At 70.2% G+C, this 16011-nt stretch carries 15 protein-coding genes; all 15 read left to right on the top strand.

The window, feature by feature from the left end; genetic code table 11:
• The first annotated feature begins 1 nt into the window (after position 1).
• Positions 2–745 carry a cytochrome-c oxidase, cbb3-type subunit II gene (gene ccoO / locus AC07YH_RS03230; RefSeq protein WP_494617276.1) on the top strand — a complete coding sequence of 248 codons (744 nt, stop codon included), beginning with the start codon at positions 2–4 and terminating at the stop codon, positions 743–745.
• Complete coding sequence (locus tag AC07YH_RS03225; RefSeq protein ID WP_494617272.1) at positions 742–909, top strand: cbb3-type cytochrome c oxidase subunit 3; 168 nt, start codon at positions 742–744, stop codon at positions 907–909. Before ccoO ends, AC07YH_RS03225 begins: the two co-directional genes overlap by 4 nt.
• Entirely contained in the window at positions 909–1778 is an 870-nt protein-coding gene (gene ccoP, locus AC07YH_RS03220) for a cytochrome-c oxidase, cbb3-type subunit III (protein ID WP_494745570.1), read from the top strand. The genes AC07YH_RS03225 and ccoP overlap by 1 nt, the downstream gene beginning before the upstream one ends.
• Before the next feature lie 6 nt (positions 1779–1784).
• A complete protein-coding gene (gene ccoG, locus AC07YH_RS03215; protein WP_494745569.1) occupies positions 1785–3272 on the top strand; it encodes a cytochrome c oxidase accessory protein CcoG in 1488 nt (495 codons plus the stop codon).
• Positions 3269–3754, top strand: a complete 486-nt coding sequence (locus AC07YH_RS03210; protein WP_494745568.1) for a FixH family protein — start codon at positions 3269–3271, stop codon at positions 3752–3754. Before ccoG ends, AC07YH_RS03210 begins: the two co-directional genes overlap by 4 nt.
• Entirely contained in the window at positions 3751–5922 is a 2172-nt protein-coding gene (locus AC07YH_RS03205) for a heavy metal translocating P-type ATPase (protein ID WP_494745567.1), read from the top strand. The genes AC07YH_RS03210 and AC07YH_RS03205 overlap by 4 nt, the downstream gene beginning before the upstream one ends.
• The gene (gene ccoS / locus AC07YH_RS03200; protein WP_494745566.1) at positions 5919–6083 is read left to right on the top strand and encodes a cbb3-type cytochrome oxidase assembly protein CcoS; all 165 of its coding nucleotides are present in this window, start codon (positions 5919–5921) and stop codon (positions 6081–6083) included. The genes AC07YH_RS03205 and ccoS overlap by 4 nt, the downstream gene beginning before the upstream one ends.
• Positions 6084–6116: 33 nt before the next feature.
• Positions 6117–6887: a transcriptional activator FtrB gene (gene ftrB / locus AC07YH_RS03195; protein WP_494745565.1), complete on the top strand. Its 771-nt coding sequence runs from the start codon at positions 6117–6119 to the stop codon at positions 6885–6887.
• Positions 6884–8245, top strand: coding sequence for an oxygen-independent coproporphyrinogen III oxidase (gene hemN, locus AC07YH_RS03190; protein WP_494745564.1), 1362 nt, complete (start codon positions 6884–6886; stop codon positions 8243–8245). The genes ftrB and hemN overlap by 4 nt, the downstream gene beginning before the upstream one ends.
• Positions 8246–8293: 48 nt before the next feature.
• A complete protein-coding gene (locus AC07YH_RS03185) occupies positions 8294–8638 on the top strand; it encodes a hypothetical protein (protein WP_494745563.1) in 345 nt (114 codons plus the stop codon).
• A 51-nt stretch (positions 8639–8689) separates the two neighbouring features.
• Positions 8690–9925, top strand: a complete 1236-nt coding sequence (locus AC07YH_RS03180) for a TolC family protein (RefSeq protein ID WP_494745562.1) — start codon at positions 8690–8692, stop codon at positions 9923–9925.
• The gene (locus AC07YH_RS03175) at positions 9922–11067 is read left to right on the top strand and encodes an efflux RND transporter periplasmic adaptor subunit (RefSeq protein WP_494745561.1); all 1146 of its coding nucleotides are present in this window, start codon (positions 9922–9924) and stop codon (positions 11065–11067) included. Before AC07YH_RS03180 ends, AC07YH_RS03175 begins: the two co-directional genes overlap by 4 nt.
• 2 nt (positions 11068–11069) lie before the next feature.
• On the top strand, positions 11070–14240 hold the full coding sequence (locus AC07YH_RS03170) for an efflux RND transporter permease subunit (RefSeq protein WP_494745560.1): 3171 nt from the start codon (positions 11070–11072) through the stop codon (positions 14238–14240).
• A gap of 74 nt (positions 14241–14314) precedes the next feature.
• The gene (locus AC07YH_RS03165) at positions 14315–14893 is read left to right on the top strand and encodes an ANTAR domain-containing response regulator (RefSeq protein ID WP_494745559.1); all 579 of its coding nucleotides are present in this window, start codon (positions 14315–14317) and stop codon (positions 14891–14893) included.
• Positions 14890–15819, top strand: a complete 930-nt coding sequence (locus tag AC07YH_RS03160; RefSeq protein WP_494745558.1) for a CmpA/NrtA family ABC transporter substrate-binding protein — start codon at positions 14890–14892, stop codon at positions 15817–15819. Before AC07YH_RS03165 ends, AC07YH_RS03160 begins: the two co-directional genes overlap by 4 nt.
• Positions 15820–16011 lie beyond the last annotated feature (192 nt).

Genomic DNA, 16011 nt, shown 5'->3' with positions numbered 1-16011 from the left:
CATGTCCGTCTGGAAGCATCACGCCAAGTTCGAGCGGCATTCGCTGCTGCTCATCATCGGCATCCTCGTGGTCGTCTCGATCGGCGGCTTGGTCGAGATCGCCCCCTTGTTCTGGCTGCAGGGCACCATCGAGAAGGTGCAGGGCGTGCGACCCTACACCCCGCTGGAGCTGACCGGCCGCGACATCTATGTCCGCGAAGGCTGCTATCTCTGCCACTCGCAGATGATCCGCCCGCTGCGCGACGAGGTCGAGCGCTACGGCCACTACAGCCTGGCCGCCGAGAGCATGTACGACCACCCATTCCAGTGGGGGTCCAAGCGCACGGGGCCGGACCTGGCCCGCGTGGGCGGCAAGTACTCCGACGCCTGGCACCGCGACCACCTGATCGATCCGCGCTCCGTCGTGCCGGAGTCGGTGATGCCGCCCTACAGGTTCCTGGCCGAGCACGAGCTGGACTATGGCGACATCGTCGACCGCATGAAGGTGCTGCGCACCGAGGGCGTGCCCTACACGGCCGACCAGCTGACCAACGCCAAGAAGGACCTGGAGGCCCAGGCCGATCCTTACTCCACGGACGCCGTCGCCCTGCGCGGCCGCTACGGGGCCAAGGTCGTCAACCGCGATTTCGACGGTGATCCGAACCGGATCACCGAGATGGACGCCCTGGTGGCCTATCTCCAGATGCTGGGGACCCAGGTCGACTTCAAGTCCTACAAGGCCCAGTCGCCGGAGAACCAGCGATGAGCGACCTGTCCTACGAGACCGTGGCGCGCTTCGCCCAGCAGGGCGGGCTGATCTACTTCGGCCTGATCTTCCTGGCCGGCGTCCTCTACGCCCTGCGGCCTTCCAAGAAGGCCGAATTCCAACACGCCGCGCGCATGCCGCTGGATGACGAGGAGCTCTCCTGATGGCTTCCGAACGCAAGACCGACGACGTTACCGGCGTCGAGACCACCGGCCACGAGTGGGACGGCATCCGCGAACTGGACAACCCGCTGCCGCGCTGGTGGCTGTGGGTCTGGTATGGCTCGATCGCCTTCGCCATCGGCTACTGGGTGATGATGCCGGCCTGGCCGGGGATTCATGGCTACACCAAGGGCCTGTTGCACCAGTCCGACCGCGTGGAGATCGGCAAGCAGCTGACCGCCCTCGACGTCCAGCGCGGAGCGGGCGCGGCCCAGTTACGCACCGCCAGCCTGGAACAGATCGAGAAGGACCCCAAGCTCCAGGCCTACGCCCAGCAGGTCGGCCAGTCCGTCTTCGGCGACAACTGCGCCACCTGCCACGGCATCGGCGGTACGGGGAGCAAGGGCTATCCCAACCTGCGCGACGACGTCTGGCTGTGGGGCGGCAAGCTGGAGGGCATCCACTACACCATCACCCATGGCGTGCGGACCGGTGCCCCCGGCGCGCGGATGTCCCAGATGCCCGCCTTCGGCCGCGACGAGCTGCTCAAGCCCGAGCAGATCGACGACCTGACCGAATATGTCGTCCACCTGTCGAACCGTCCGGCCGACGCCGGGGCCATCGCCCGCGCCAAGCCGATCTTCGAGACCCAATGCGCGGCCTGCCACGGCGTGGAGGGCAAGGGCGACCAGTCCGTCGGCGCGCCTAACCTGACTGACGGCGAGTGGCTCTATGGCGCTGACAGGACCGCCATCCGCGGCCAGATCTTCGCCGGCAACGGTGGGGTGATGCCGACCTGGGGCGGCCGCCTCAGCCCCGAGACCATCAAGGCCATCGCCGTCTACGTCCACGCCAACGCAGGCGGGCAATAGCGGGCCATGCCCACGGTCATCGACAACACCAAGCCCAAGGAGCGGACTGCGGTCTCGGCCGCCGCCCACGCCAAGGGGAAGGGCGCGCCCAAGGGCAGCGGCCTCTACAGGCCGCGCGAGCCGATCTATCCCAAGCTGGTCCACGGGACCTGGCGGCGGGTGAAGTGGGCGCTGCTGATCGCGACCCTGGCGATCTACTATGTCACGCCCTGGATCCGCTGGAAGCGTCCCGAAGGCTTCCCGCAGCAGGCTGCGCTCATCGATTTCACCGGCGGGCGCTTCTACTTCTTCGACATCCAGCTGTGGCCGCAGGACGTGCACATCATCACCGGTCTGATGATCGCCGGCGCCCTGGCGCTGTTCCTGGTCACGGCGCTGTTTGGTCGGCTGTGGTGCGGCTACGCCTGCCCGCAGACGGTGTGGACCGACCTCTACATCGTGGTCGAGCGCTTGTTCGAGGGCGACCGCAACGCCCGCATGCGCCTGGACGCAGCGCCGCTGTCGTTCGACAAGCTGTGGCGCAAGGCCGGCAAGCACCTGGTCTGGCTAGCCATCGCCTTCGGCACCGGCGGCGCGTGGATCTTCTACTTCCACGATGCGCCGACCCTGATCCGCGACTTCTGGACCGGCCAGGCGCCGGTGACGGCCTATGTCTCCTGCGCCCTGCTGACGGCGACCACCTATGTCTTCGCCGGCTGGATGCGCGAGCAGGTCTGCACCTACATGTGCCCGTGGCCGCGCATCCAGGGGGCCATGCTGGACCAGCACTCGCTGCAGGTGACCTACCTGCATGATCGCGGCGAGCCGCGTGGCCCCCACAAGAAGGGCCAGGACTGGGCCGGGCGCGGCGACTGCATCGACTGCCGCCAGTGCGTGGTGGTCTGCCCGATGGGCATCGACATCCGAGACGGCGCGCAGATGGAATGCATCAACTGCGGCCTCTGCGTCGACGCCTGTGACGAGATCATGCTCAAGCTCGGTCGGCCTACCGGCTTGATCGCCTATGACACCGATGCAGCCGTCGCCCAACGCGCGTGCGGGAGCAAGGCGACCTATAAGCCTGTGCGTTCGCGGACCGTCTATTACGCCCTGGCCCTGGCGGTGGTCAGCGGCCTGACCCTGTGGTCGCTGGTCAGTCGGCCCAAGGCCGATCTCCACGTCATCCGCGATCGCAACCCGATCTTCGTGCGGATGCACGATGGCGCGGTGCGTGACGGCTATACGCTGAAGATCACCAATCGCACCTTCTTCGCGCGCAGGTTCGAGGTGGCTTTCGACGGCGTGCCTGGGGCGCATCTCAGCCAGCCGGGCGCAGCCAGACCTGTCAGCGTCACCGTGCCGGCCGACCAGGTCGCTTCGGTGCGGGTCTTCGTCACCGCGCCCGCCGGGACTGACCTCGCCGCCAGCACGCCGGTCCGCTTCATCGCCCGCAACGGCGACGTCGAGGCCGCCGCCAAGACCGTCTTCCTCTCTGGAGCCGCGAACCCGCAATGACCGTCGCTTCATCCCACGCCAAGCCCATCACCGGCTGGCACGTCCTGATCGCCGTCGTGGCGTTCTTCGCCGTGGTCATCGGTGTTGACACGTTTTTCATGATCAAGGCCTACGGCACCTTCTCGGGCCAAGTGGCCTCCAATCCTTACGAAGCGGGCCTGGCCTTCAACCAGACCCTGGCCCAGCGCCGACGCGAGGCGGCCCTGGGCTGGACGGCGTCGGTCCTGAAGGTCGATGAGGATTCGGTCGTAGTTCGCCTCGTCGACAAGAGCGGCGCTCCGCTGGACCGGCTCTCCCTGACCGGTGTGCTGGAGCGTCCGGCCACCGAGACCGGCCGCCAGGTCCTCGATTTCAAGCCGCTGGGCGATGGTCGCTACCAGGCTCGCGGGCGTCTGGACGGGGCCTGGGACCTGCGGGCCACCGCGCGCAACAGCCGTGACGTCTTCGAACTGGAGACCCGCCTGGTGGAGCCGGCCAGATGAGCGCCAGCCTGACCCTGGAGCGCGATCTCGAAGCCTTCGTCCGCCGCGACGAAGCCGGGCGAGGGCGGCTCGAGCTGCTGGTCACCGGCGCCCGCTGCGCCGCCTGCATCCGCAAGATCGAGACCGCCGTCGCTGGCCTTCCGGGTGTGGCGAGCGCGCGGCTGAACCTGACGACGGGCAAGCTGGCCGTCGAGCTCTCGGGTCAGGAGGCCCATCCCGAACGCGTCGTCGAGACCGTCGAGGGCCTGGGCTACCGCGCCTGCCTGTTCGACCCGGCCGAGGCGGTGTCCGCGATCGATCGCGAAGGCCGCGAGCTGGCCGTGGCGCTAGGCGTGGCCGGCTTCGGAGCCGGCAACGTCATGATGTTCACCGTCCCGGCCTGGGCGGGACTGTTCGGCCAGGAGCTGACGTCGGCGACCCTGACCCTGATGTACTGGATGGCGGCGATCGTCGCGACGCCCTGCGCGCTGTTCGCCGGCCGGCCGTTCTTCCGCTCGGCCTGGGCGTCGCTGAAGCGCGGCAAGGCCAATATGGACGTGCCGATCTCGATCGGCGTCATCCTGACGCTGATCGTCAGCTTCTCCGAGACCATGCTGCGCGGCCGGCACGCCTATTTCGACGCCGCCGTCACCCTGCTGTTCCTGTTGCTGATCGGCCGCTACCTGGATCATCGCCTGCGCGCCAACGCACGCTCGGCGGCGCGCGATCTGCTGGCCTTGCAAACCCCCGTGGCCGTGCGCCTCTCCGGTGAGGGCGAACAGGGCGTCCCCGTCGCCGAGATCGTCGTCGGCGACCGCCTGGTCGTCGCGCCTGGCGATCGCGTCCCCGTCGATGGCGTGGTCGAGGCGGGGCGCTCGGAGATCGACAACGCCCTGATCACCGGCGAGACGGCCCTGGCGCCGGTCGCGGTCGGCGCGCGGCTGCACGCCGGCGCCCTGAACCTCTCCGGCCGGCTGGTCATGACCGCCACGGCGCGTAGCGAAGACTCCACCGTGGCCGCCATCGCCCGGCTGATGGAGGCTGGGGCCCAGACTCGCTCGGCCTATGTCCGCCTGGCTGACAAGGCCGCCGCGCTCTACGTCCCCATCGTCCATACCGCCGCGGCCGTGACCTTCGTCGGCGGCTGGGCGCTGGGCCTGGGGCCGCGCGAGGCGCTGTTGCGGGCGGCGGCGGTGCTGATCGTCACCTGTCCCTGCGCCCTGGGCCTGGCCGCGCCCGCCGTGCAGATCGCCGCGAGCAGCCGGCTCTTCCGCAAGGGCGTGCTGGTCAAGTCCGGCGCGGCCCTGGAGCGGCTGGCCGAGGTCGATCACGTGGTCTTCGACAAGACTGGCGTGCTGACCGAAGGCCGTCCGCGCCTGGTCGACGCCCCGGCCCATCTGGTCGCTCTGGCAGCGCCGCTGGCCCGCGCCTCGCGCCACCCGCTGGCCAAGGCCCTAGGCGCCCAAGCCGGCGCCGGTCCCATCGCCGCTGACGCCGTCGAGACGGTCGGGCAGGGCGTCGAGGGCGTGGTCGATGGCCGCCGCGCGCGCCTGGGCCGCGCCGCCTTCGTCGGGATCAAGGACGGCGACGATCGTGAGACCGAGCTGTGGTTCGGCTTCGAAGGCGACGTGAAGATCCGCTTCGTATTCGAGGACCGGCCCCGTCCTGACGCCGGCGAGGCCATCGCGCGCCTGCGCCGCATGGGTCTGTCGGTCGAGGTGCTGTCGGGCGATCTCGCCGGTCCGGTGCGCGACATCGCCCAGGCGGTCGGGGTCGATCACTGGCGCGGGGGCCTGACGCCGTTCGACAAGGCCGCCATCGTCGACGGCCTCAAGGCTCAGGGCCGCAAGGTGCTGATGGTCGGCGACGGCCTCAACGACGCCGCCGCCCTGGCCAAGGCCCACGCCTCCATGGCTCCCGGCGCGGCGGTCGACGCCGCCCAGAACGCCGCCGACCTGGTCTTCACCGGCGAGGACCTTGGCGCGGTGGCCGAGGCGATCGACACCGCCCGTTCGGCCCACCGCCGGGCGCTGGAAAACTTCGGCTTCTCGGCGCTCTATAACCTCGTGGCCATGCCGGCGGCGATGGCGGGCCTGGTCAATCCGTTCATCGCGGCCTTGGCCATGTCGGGCTCCTCGATCGTGGTGCTGCTGAACGCGGCGCGGCCCCGGTTGTGGATGCGCCGATGAACATCGTCCTTTTTCTGGCTCCAGCCTCGATCGGTCTCGGCGCGCTGGGCCTGCTGGCCTTCTTCTGGACCATGCGCTCGGGTCAGTACGAGGATCCCAAGGGCGACGCCGAGCGCATCCTCTACGACCATCTGGACGAGAAGCCTCCGGCCCAGGATTGACGCCGATCAAGGTTCGAGTTCGCCGAACGCGGCATGACTCGGCCCATGCCGTTCGACACCATCGATCTTCGTAAGCTGCCCTTGCTGGCGTCCGCCTCGGCCGACAGCTTCGCCCGGCTGACCCGCGACGCTGTATTGCAACGCGTCTCGCGGCGGACCGCCCTGACGGTCGAGGGCGAGGTCAGCGCCGACCTGCCGATCCTGATCGAGGGCGCGATCACGCTGGAGAGCGGGCAGGGCGCGACCCTGGCCCTGCTGGAAGCGCCGGCCACGGTGATGCTGGCCTCGGTCGTGCTGGACGCGCCCGCCCTGGTCACCGCCTGGGCCGCGCCCAGCAGCGAAGTGCTGCTGATCCCCGGCGAGGCGCTGCGCCAGGCCGCCCGGACCGATCCGGCCCTGGCCTTCGCGGTCTCCGAGGAGCTGTCCGGCTGCTACAGCGGCGTGGTGCGGGCCCTGAAGAACCAGCGGCTGCGCGGCACGCTGGAGCGCCTGGCCAACTACCTGCTGACCCGGCATCGCCGCCAGGAGGGCGGGACCCGCCTGACGCTTCCCAGCCGTAAACGGGTGCTGGCCTCGCTGCTGGGCATGACGCCCGAGAACCTGTCGCGCGGCTTCGCCAGCTTGGCGCCGCTGGGCGTCGAGGTCGACGGCCCGATCGTGACCCTGAAGCGGCCGAGCGCGCTGATGCAGCTGGCCAGCCCGGACGTCGCGATCGACAACCACGCCGCCTTCGACGCCGCGCGCCCGGGCCAGGCCGATCGCGAGCGTCGCCGTCTCAAGGCTTTCGAGGACTCCCGCTCATGACCGCCGCGATCCTGTCCGCCGCCCAGCGCGCTCACGCCGAGCGCAACCTGCCACGCTACACCAGCTATCCGACGGCCGTGGCCTTCGATACCGCCCAGGCCGGCAAGGCTGAAAGCTGGTATGGCGCGACCCGGCCGGATGACACGCTGTCGGCCTACGTCCACGTGCCGTTCTGCAGGCGCCTGTGCTGGTACTGCGGCTGCCACACCTCGATCGCGCCGACCTATGATCGGGTCGGGACCTATCTTGAGGTGCTCCGGCGCGAGATCGATCTGGTCGCCGCGCGCCTGGGCGAGCACGCCGGCTTGGCGCACCTGCACTTCGGTGGCGGCAGCCCCAACGCCCTGCGGCCCGCCGACTTCATAGACCTGACAGGCCGACTGGCCCGCGCGTTTCGCTTGCGGCCGGGCGCGGAGATCGCCGCCGAGCTGGACCCTGGCATGCTGTCGCCAGCCTTCGTCGAGGCGGTCGGTGAGGCGGGCGTCACCCGCGTTAGCCTGGGCGTTCAAACCTTTGATCCCGCGGTCCAATCCCGGGTCAATCGCGTGCAGCCCTACGATCAGGTGGCGCGAGCGGTCGAGGGCCTGCGCGGGGGCGGCGTCGGCGGCCTGAACTTCGACCTGATGTACGGCCTGCCGGGCCAGACTCCGGACAATGTGTATGCCTCGGCGCGAGAAGCTGTCGCCCTCCGGCCCGACCGCATCGCGGTGTTCGGCTACGCCCACGTGCCGTGGATGAAGAAGCACCAGACCATGATCCGCGAGGCCGATCTGGCCGATCTCGACGGGCGCTGGCTGCAGGCCGAGGCGGCCGACGCGGCCCTGGTTGAGGCCGGCTATGCACGGGTCGGCCTCGACCACTACGCCTTGCCGGATGACGCTCTGAGCCGCGCGGCGGCGGAGGGGCGGATGCGGCGGAATTTCCAGGGCTATACCGACGACGTGGCCGCCGTGCTCGTGCCTATCGGGTCGTCCTCGATCGGCCAGTTCCGCCAAGGCTTTGTCCAGAACCACGTCCCCAGCGACCAATGGACGGCGAAGGTCGCGCAAGGCGAACTGCCGCTGAACCGGGCCTTGGTCATCGGCGACGAGGATCGCCTGCGCGCCCTCGTGATCGAGCGGCTGATGTGCGACATGGCCGTCGATATCGAGGCCGTCTGCGATGGGCAGGGGATGTCCAGCGATGTGCTGGCCGAGAGCTTCGAGACTATCGACGCCTTGGCGCTAGCGGGTCTTTGCCATCGCGACGGGGCGGTGATCTCGATCCCCGAGACGGCGCGACGGCTGATGCGCGTGGTCGCCGCCGCCTTCGACACGCGCCTGCCCAAGGCGACCGAGCGGCACGCCAGAGCCGTGTGATTATGTAACGCGTTCTCAAGTGGGCGGCGCGACGCTATGAGAGCGGTCATGCGGCGCAAGACGACATGGTGGCGGAACCTGGGAGGCCTTCTGGTCGCCTGCGTCCTGACCCTGCTCGTCGCCGCGCCGGCTGTCAGCGCCGCCGCCTGCCTCTGCGCCGACGACGCGCCGGCCGCCAGCCAGATGGTGCAGTCTGATCACCAGCAGGACAGCGCGCCTTGCAAGGCGGCCTGTTGCCTGGGTGGTCACTGCCATCACGCCGGTCCAGCGCTGGGCGCGCTGATCTCGACCGTCGGCACGCCGACCCACGTTGCCGCTCGTCACGCGATCAAGCCCGGCCATGTACTGCCGTCGCTGACGATCTCCGCCCTCGATCGCCCCCCTCGCGGCTGACGGTCCGCGCGCTTTTTGCGCGCCATCGTCATGTCTTAGCGAGGAATCTTCATGTCATCGAACCGATGGCCGCTGCGCGCGGCCTTGGCGTCCACCCTGTGCGGCGCGCTTTACGGCGTCGCAGCGGCCCAGACCGCGCCGCCTCTTGAAACCCTGTTGAAGGAGGCCGTCGCGCCGCGACTGGCCGTCGGCGAGGCCGAGACCCGCGCCGCCGAGGGCCGCGCCCTGCAAGCACGGGCCCGGCCTAATCCAATAGTAGAGCTTCAAGTCGAAAACGTCGGTGGCGAAGGGCCTTACCGCGACTTCCAGAGCGCCGAGACGACCTTGTCGGTTGGTCAGGCCCTGGAGCTGGGCGGCAAGCGCGGCGCGCGCATCACCACCGCCCAGGCCGAGCTCGACACGGCGCGATCACGCGCCGGCTTGAGCCGTATCGCCTATGCGCGCGATCTCGTCGTGGCCTATGCCGCCGCCGAGGCGGCCGGCGAGCGGCTGAGCGTCGTCCGAGAGGCCAACGATCTGGCCGAGGCCGACGCCCGCGCGGCGCGGCTGCTCGTCGATAATGGCAAGGAAGCTGAACTGCGCGCCCTGCAAGCCCGTGCGGCGGTCTCGGCGGCTCAGGCCGAGGTCTCGTGCGCCGAGGCCGAGTCCGGCGCGGCCCTGGCGCGGCTGTCGGCCCTTATCGGCGGCGAGCGGACCTTCACCGGCGTCACGCCCGGTGCGCTCGACAGCGTCTGGCATCCCTCCTCGACGCCGGCCCAGGCGCCGACCGTCGCTGTCGCCGAAGCCGAGCAGCGGGTGGCCACGCGCAAGCTCGATCTGGAGCGCCGTCGCGCCACGCCCGATCTCACCGTCAACTTCGGCGTCCGCCGGTTGGCGGGCGACGACGCCACGGCCGCCGTGGCTGGGTTCTCGTTGCCCCTGCCGCTGTTCGACCGCAACCGGGGCGCGGTGAAGTCGGCGCAGGCCGAGGCCGACGCCGCGCGCGCTCGACTGCTGATGGCCCAGGCCGATGCGGTCGCCGATCGCCGCAGCGCCGAGGGCGAAGCGAGGGCGGCCGAGCGTTCCACTGCCGCCGCTCAGGAAGGCGAAACCGCCGCGCGCGAGGCTTATCGCCTGGCCCGCCTGGGCTACGAGGCCGGCAAGCTGCCGTTGATCGAACTCCTCGCCGCGCGCCGCGATCTGGTCGCCGCCCGCCAACGCAATATCGAGGCGCGCCTGACGCGCGCCAAGGCCCTGGCCGACCTCGCCCAGGCCAACGGACAGATCGCTTTCGGAGACGCCCGATGACCCAGCGCAAATGGATTTTCGCCGGCGCCGCGACCGCGCTGGTCGCCACCGCTGGCCTGGGCTTTGGCCTGGGTCGCCTGACCGACAAGGCGCCGGTCGCCGCTGAAGAGCATGCCGAGGCGGAGGTTCCACACGAGGAGGGCTTCGTGGCGCTGTCCGCAGCCGACGCCGTCAAGGCCGGCGTGCTGACCACCATGGTCGGACGTGGCGGCGGCTCAGAGCTTGTCCTGCCAGGCCGCGTCACCCTGGCCGTCAACGCCTCGGCCGGCCTGGGCGCACCGGTGTCGGGAACGGTCGAGCGTGTCCACGTCGCCGCCGGTGACCGCGTGGCGGCCGGCGCGGCCATCGCCACTCTGCGCAGCGCCGAGGGCGCGGTTGCGCGGGCCTCCGTCGACGCCGCCGCCGCGGGGGGGCGCGCCGCCCAGGCCGCCGCCGCGCGGGATCGCCGCCTGTTCGAGGCTGGGGTCGTCGCCCGCCAGGACTGGGAAGCCAGCCAGGCCGCCGCCGACAAGGCCCAGGCCGAGCTGCGCGCCGCCCGCGCCCAGGTGGCGGCTCAAGGCGCGCCGAGCGCCGGCGGCCTCGCTGTCCTGCACGCGCCGATCGGCGGGATCGTCACCCGCATCGACGCGCGCGTCGGTGGCTTTCTCACGCAAGGCGTTCTTGTCGCCGAGATCGCCGATCAGGGGCAGGTGGAATACGTCTTCGACGCACCGCCGGCCTCGGCCGACGCAATCCGTGTCGGTGACGCGATCATGGTCCAGCGGTCGGATGGCGGCGAGGCCAGCGCCCGCATCGTTGGCGTCGCGCCCACCGCGCTCGGGGCCGGCGCGGCGGTCGTGCGCGCCAGGCCGACCGCGACCGCGCCGCAGATCGGCGCGATCGTCTCGGCCCGGGTGATCCTGGCCAAGGGGCAGGGCGGCCTGACCGTCCCGGCCGAGGCCGTCCAGACCCTGGAGGGCCGCGCCGTGGTGTTCGTCGCCGAACCCAAGGGCTTCCGCGCGACGCCGGTCGTCGCCGGCCGCACCGCCGCGGGTTCAATCGAGATCCTCAAGGGCCTGACCGGCGGCGAGACCATCGCCGGCAAGGGCGCCTTTCGACTGAAGGCCGAGCTCGGCAAGGGCGAAGCGGGGCACGAGGACTGATCATGCTCAATCGCCTCATCGACCTTTCGGTCCGCTTCCGGTGGATCGTCGTCTTGCTGGCCGTGGCGCTGTTTGCGTTCGGCCTGCAGCAACTGTCGCGCCTGCCGATCGACGCCGTGCCCGACATCACCAACCGTCAGGTGCAGATCAACACCATCGCCCCCGCCCTCGGCCCGGAAGAGGTCGAGCGGCAGGTGACCTTCCCGTTGGAAACGGCGCTGGCCGGCACGCCTGGGCTCGTCGAGACCCGGTCGCTGTCGCGCCACGGCTTCTCGCAGATCACTGCCGTCTTCACCGACAAGACCGACCTCTATTTCGCCCGCACCCTGATCAACGAGCGCCTGCAAGCCGCTCGCGCGAACCTGCCGGATGGCCTGGAGCCCAGCATGGGGCCGCCGGTCACCGGCTTGGGCGAGGTCTATATCTGGACCGTAGAGTTCAAGGGCGCGGCCGCTCGCACGGACGTCCCCTATGTCACGCCCGAGGGCGAGATCCTGCGGACCGACATCGAGAAAGCCACCTATCTGCGCACGGTCCAGGACTGGATCGTCGCGCCGCAACTGAAGACCCTGAACGGCGTGGCCGGCGTCGATGTGCTGGGCGGCTACGTCAAGGAATATGCCGTCCATCCCGATCCGGCGAAGCTGGCGGCGCGGGGCATCAGTCTGCCGCAGCTGGTCGAGGCGCTGGAGCACTCCAACCGCATCGCCGGGGCCGGCTACGTCCAGCGCGGCGGCGAGGCCTATATCGTCCGCACCGATGCACGGGTCAAAAGCCTGGCCGAGCTGGCCGACACTCCGATCGGCCGGCGCAACGGGGCTGTCGTCAAGGTCTCGGACGTCGCCACGGTCGCGATCGGCCACGCGCCGCGCCTGGGCTCGGCCAGCGAGAACGGCCGCGAGGTTGTGATCGGCACGGCCCTGATGCTGGTCGGTGAGAACAGCCGCACCGTCGCCGCCCGCGTCGACGAGCGCCTGAAGGCCATCGCGCCTAGCCTGCCGCCGCAGGTGATCATCAAGCCGGTGCTGGACCGCACCCGACTGGTCGACGCCACCATCCGCACGGTGGAGCACAATCTGACGGTCGGCGCCTTGCTGGTCATCGCTGTGCTGTTCCTGGCCCTGGGCAACTTCCGCGCCGCCCTGATCACGGCCCTGGTCATCCCGCTGTCGTTCCTGATCGCCGCCACCGCCATGCGGCGGTTCGGGATCAGCGGCAATCTGATGAGCCTGGGGGCGCTGGACTTCGGCCTGATCGTCGACGGCGCTGTGGTGGTGATCGAGAACACGCTTGGACGCCTGGCCCAGCGTCGCGACGCCGAGGGCCGGCCGCTGACCGGCGGCGAGCGCCTATCGATCGCTATCGACGCGGCCAAGGAGATGGCCCGCCCCGCCGCCTTTGGCCAAGCGATCATCCTGTTGGTCTACGCCCCGCTGCTGACCTTCGAGGGCGTCGAGGGCAAGATGTTCACGCCGATGGCCGCCACGGTGATGTTCGCTCTGGCCGGGGCGTTTGTGCTGTCCCTGACCCTGGTTCCGGCCCTGACCGCCCTGGCGGTGCGCGAGCCTCAAGGTCACGGCGAGACCAAGGCGATGATCGCCGTCCGTACGCGCTTCGAGCCGGTGCTGCGGGCCGCCGTCGTCCGTCCGGCGGCGGTCGCCGGCGGGGCGGTCTTGGCGCTGGTGCTCGGCGTCGTCGCCTTCTTCGCGCTGGGCCGCGAGTTCGCGCCGACGCTGGACGAGGGCGACCTGCTGGTCCAGGCCAGCCGCGTGCCCTCGATCTCGCTGGAAGAGAGCCAGGCCATGCAGTTCGAGGTCGAGAAGGCGCTCTCGGCCCAGCCTGAGGTCGCCCTGGTTTTCACCCGCACCGGCACGGCCGAGATCGCCTCGGATCCCATGCCGCCCAGCGCCTCGGACACCTTCGTGATCCTCAAGCCGCGCAAGGACTGGCCGGATCCGGGCCTCTCGAAAGCAAAGCTGGTAGAACGGATGGAGGGTGATCTCGGCAAGCTGATCGGCAACGCCTACGAGTTCACCCAGCCGATCCAGATGCGCTTCAACGAGCTGATCGCCGGTGTGCGCTCCGACGTGGCGGTAAAGGTCTATGGCGACGACTTCGCGGCCATGAGCAAGACCGCCGACCAGGTCGCCGCCACGCTGCGCAAGGTTTCCGGCGCGGCCGATGTGAAGGTCGAGCAGATTTCCGGTCAGCCGACCATCACCGCCAGTGTCGATCGCACGGCCGCCGCAGCGCTCGGCGTCCACGCCAGCGACGCGGCCGACGCCCTGGCGATCGGCCTGGGCGGACGCGAGGCCGGCCACATCCTGGAGGGCGATCGCCGCTTCGACGTGGTCGTGCGCCTGGACGACACCTCGCGGGCCGATCCGGCGGCCATGGGCCAACTACCCGTGGTCTCGGAGAGCGGCGAGGGCGCGAGCGCCATCCCTCTGTCCAGCATCGCTCGCTTCGACACCGCCGAGGGCCCCAACCAGGTCAGCCGCGAGAACGGCAAGCGGCGGATCGTGGTCCAGGCCAATGTCAGGGGGCGCGACCTGGGCGGTTTCGTCGCCGACGCCCAGGCCGCCGTGGCGCGGGAGGTCAAGCCGACGCCGGGCTCCTGGCTCGAGTGGGGTGGTCAGTTCCAGAACCTGGAGCGGGCCAGCGCACGGCTGGCGATCATCGTGCCGGCGGTGTTCCTGGTCATCGCCGTGCTGCTGTTCTTCGCCTTGGGCTCGGTGACGGAGGCGGCGCTGGTCTTCGGCTGCGTGCCGCTGGCCCTGGTCGGAGGGGCTTTGGCCCTGCTGCTGCGGGGGATGCCGTTCTCGATCTCGGCGGCGGTCGGCTTCATCGCGGTCTCGGGCGTGGCGACCCTGAACGGGCTGGTGCTGATGCAGAGCATCAAGCAGCGGATGGAGGGCGCGGACGATATCGCCGTCGCCGTGATCGACGGCACGGTCGGCCGGCTGCGGGCGGTGCTGACCACGGCGCTGGTGGCGATCCTGGGCTTCATCCCGATGGCCTTGGCGATCGGTCCCGGGGCCGAGGTCCAGAAACCCCTGGCCACGGTGGTGGTCGGCGGCCTGCTGACTTCGACCGTGCTGACCCTTCTGGTGCTGCCCTGCTTCTACGTCTGGCTAGCCCGGCGGCGCGTGGGAAGGGCGCCTGCGATTTAGGCAGTTTGCTCGCAAGACGGTCAGGCGCATCGACAAGGCTCCTCAAGCCTTCGGTATGCGCCTAGGCCGTCTGCATGCGCGTCCTCGTCATCGACCCCGATCACGCCCGGGCGGCCCTCGTGGCCGCCGGGCTCCAGGGCGTCGAGCCGTTGGAGGTGCGCCATGCGACCCTCTATGACGAGGCCGAGGTCCTGGCCTTCGCGCCGGACGTGGTGGTGATCGCGGCCGAGAGCCCTGATCGCGACACACTGGAAAGCCTGCGCGAGGCTGCCGAAGGCGCGCCGCGTCCGGTCGTGATGTTCGTCGACCGCTCCGAGCCGGGGCTGGCCGAACAGGCCGTGCGGGCCGGTGTGGCGGCCTATGTGGTCGATGGGCTGGCGCCGGGGCGAGTGCGCTCGATCCTCGACGTGGCCATGAGCCGCTTTGCTTTGACCCAGCAGCTGCGCGGCGACCTGGCCAAGGCCAAGGCCGATCTGGAATCCCGCAAGGTCGTCGATCGCGCCAAGGGCCTGCTGATGAAGGAGCGCGGCCTGGACGAGGACGGCGCCTATCGCCTGTTGCGCAAGCTGGCCATGGATCGGGGCAAGCCGATCGGCGTGGTGGCGGCCGACTTGCTGGCCTTTGCCGGCGTGCTGCGGGGTGACGCCTCGTGAGCGGGTTGTCCGAACTTCGGCTGGGCTTCATCCCGCTGACCGACTGCGCGCCGCTGGCGGTCGCCCATGATCTCGGTTTCTTCGAGGAGGAAGGCCTGGCGGTCGAGCTGGTCCGCGAGGCCTCGTGGGCGACGATCCGCGACAAGGTCGCCGTCGGGGCGTTGGACGGGGCGCACATGCTGGCCCCGATGGCGCTGGCGGCGGACGGTGCGATCCTCGTGCCGATGGCGCTGAACCGGAACGGCAGCGCCATCACGGTCTCGACGGCGCTGGCCGGTGCGAACTTGGCCGAGGTCGTCGCGGCGCGGAAGGCGGGCGGGAAGGGGCCGCTGACCTTCGCCGTGGTCTTCCCGGAGTCGATGCACAACTACCTGCTGCGCGGCTGGCTGGCGGGCCAGGGTGTCGATCCCGACCAAGATGTCCGCATCGTGGTCATCCCGCCGCCGCGCATGGTCGAGCGGATGCGGGCTGGGGAGATCGACGGCTTCTGCGTCGGCGCGCCCTGGAACGCGGTCGCCGAGGCCGATGGATTGGGCCGCATCCAGGTTACGGCCTCGCAGCTGCTGCCGGGCGGTCCTGACAAGGTTCTGGGCGTGTCAGCGAGCTTGGCCGAGACGCGGCCGGACGATCTGCGCGCCTGCTTGCGGGCGGTGATCCGCGGCGCGGCCTGGGCTGACGACCCCGCCAATCGCCAGGACCTGATCGCGATCCTGGCGCATCCCGGCCGCGTCGATGCCCCGCCGGCCGCCATCGCCCGCGCCTTGGAGAGCGAGATCGTCTTCCACCGTGACGGGACCAGCCTGCCGCGCCGCGAGGACGGCCTGTGGATGGCCGCCCAGATGGTTCGTTGGGGACAGCTCGACGCCAGCGTCGATCTCGACGGCCTCGTGACCCGGGTCTACCGGCCTGACCTCTATCCCGCCTGATCTGTACGCTTCCTGGGCACCGATCGTGCCTGGCCGCTCAGCAAGCGTGCGCCGCAACAAACCTGACCATCGCGGCGCGGCATCTCCGTGACAGCTGCGTGAACTCGGGTCTCCCATAGTCTCAAGGCCACCGGACAACGACGTTCGCGGCTGCCAGAGGACCGCTCGGATGCGGTCAACCGTCCGGGACGA

The sequence above is a fragment of the Caulobacter sp. GW456-12-1-14-TSB4 genome (assembly GCF_059424195.1).
This window is presented reverse-complemented; position numbering and strand designations above follow the sequence as displayed.